This window comes from Candidatus Poribacteria bacterium (assembly GCA_021295715.1).
In the GTDB taxonomy this organism is placed as follows: Bacteria; Poribacteria; WGA-4E; order WGA-4E; family WGA-3G; genus WGA-3G.
Window position 1 is genome coordinate 4,352 of record JAGWBV010000156.1, and the last position, 1,661, is coordinate 6,012.

The 1,661-nt window shown below is 50.5% G+C and carries 4 protein-coding genes; all 4 read left to right on the forward strand.

Going from position 1 to position 1,661, the window contains the following annotated elements:
* On the forward strand, positions 1–269 hold a 269-nt coding region (locus tag J4G07_22235; GenBank protein ID MCE2416705.1), incomplete at its 5' end, for a hypothetical protein.
* 51 nt (positions 270–320) lie between these two features.
* Complete coding sequence (locus J4G07_22240) at positions 321–659, forward strand: hypothetical protein (protein ID MCE2416706.1); 339 nt, start codon at positions 321–323, stop codon at positions 657–659.
* Positions 660–740: 81 nt separating this feature from the next.
* A complete protein-coding gene (locus J4G07_22245) occupies positions 741–1,223 on the forward strand; it encodes a hypothetical protein (protein ID MCE2416707.1) in 483 nt (160 codons plus the stop codon).
* A gap of 40 nt (positions 1,224–1,263) precedes the next feature.
* Complete coding sequence (locus J4G07_22250; GenBank protein MCE2416708.1) at positions 1,264–1,641, forward strand: hypothetical protein; 378 nt, start codon at positions 1,264–1,266, stop codon at positions 1,639–1,641.
* The last annotated feature ends 20 nt before the right edge of the window (positions 1,642–1,661 follow it).

The following is a 1,661-nucleotide window of genomic DNA, read 5'->3' on the forward strand; positions in this document are numbered from 1 at the left end:
CGGAGTTGTGCGTTGTCGCGGCACAAATCCTTCAGCAGGACCAGATCGAAATTGTCACGCGGGTCCAAGAAATTAACTGGAAAGAGAAGCGTGCATTTCATGTTGCGAAGGTCACTGAGAAGGTTTCGGATGTCGTCACAGCGGTTCAGGAATCGGAGGCTGTGGTTTCCCAGACGAAACGGAAACTTCCGTTTGGAGCGGTCGGGACGGAGCGTCGGGAGGTCGGAGAACCGAGGTATCCGTATCGAAGGGTCTACTCGGACAGATAGGAAACCGCCACAAGGAGGGCAGGCACAAGACCTGCCCCTACAGGTGATGTGATGCGATTTCGGATTCCTCCACAACATCGTGAAACGGTGACGATTGTTCGTGAGGATGCCTATGAACGTAGCAAGCGGGAAACTGTTGCTGAGGACGTTGTCTGTATGATCAACCCCGTCACTTCCGGGATTCCCCAGAGGGACGCGACACAGTTGAGAGCCGGTGTAGGGGTGCAACAAACAGAGGCGATCGCGTTGCTATCGAAACCGAATACGGGTATCAAAAAGGGTGATTTTCTGATGCGTTCTGATTTCAGTGAGCTCCGTATTGTAGATGTTTTACAGGTGAAAGGCTCTGCGGTGATGCGTCTATATCTCAGAGGGCAAGGGGTTTTGTAGCAATTAGCCGTCAGCAATCAGCAATCAGTAAGAGGGATCGCGAGTAGAACTCGCGCCTACAGGAAGAGAGGTGTTGTGGAAATGGTAGACATCAATTTTGATTCGCTTCTAAGAACAGAGGCTTTCATTAACACTCTTGAGGCGCGATTGCGGGATCACAGACGGTTCTGGACGGACTATACCGCTCCGTTTGTTTTCAATGAGATCGATGATATTTTTGACACTGGCGGACGCGGTCTGTGGGCGGACTTGGATCCGGTGTATTCGGCGCGCAAAGCCGTAGCGTATCCGGGGAAAGACATCCTGCGACGCGATGACACCTATTTCAAAGCGGCGACAACGGGGAGTCATCCGAACAGTTTCTTTGAAGCGAGTCCGACCGAGTTGATGTTAGGTGTGCGCGACTTAGACTATCCGGCGTTCCATGAAGAAGGTGGCGAGAACCTATCGGCGCGCCCTGTGTATGAACTCATCGCGGCGGGGGAACGGTTTGAGGAACGGATGGGTCAGCTCGGCGAGAAATTTTATCGAGAAGAGATCGCGGCGGCGGAAAGGGGTGTCTAAAAATGAAACGGTGGTGTTTCTCACGGATAGGAGGCGAAATATGAATTTCATAAGTGCTCTACTTTCTACGTTGGATATGGACATGCAAAAGGTGATTCAGCTGGTCTATATCGTGATTTTGGTTTGGATGCTGACGATCTATGTTCCGAGACGTGAGAAGGAATTTACGAGGGAACGGGCAGAACGGGAAGATGCATTCAAAGAGGAACGTCAGGAGCGTGATAAAGCGTTTCTTGAGACGATCAATTCATATCGAGAGGCACTTGTCAGTTTCCAAGAGAAAGAGGATGCCTCGCATGCGAGCATTATTCAGATGGTATCGAATCACGACCAGAAAACGCGGGAAGGTCATAAACAGATGGTGCGGATCCTCCGTGCCATTGCGGATAAGTTGGATACGAAACTTTTTGAGGATTAATTATGATCAATATCAGTATC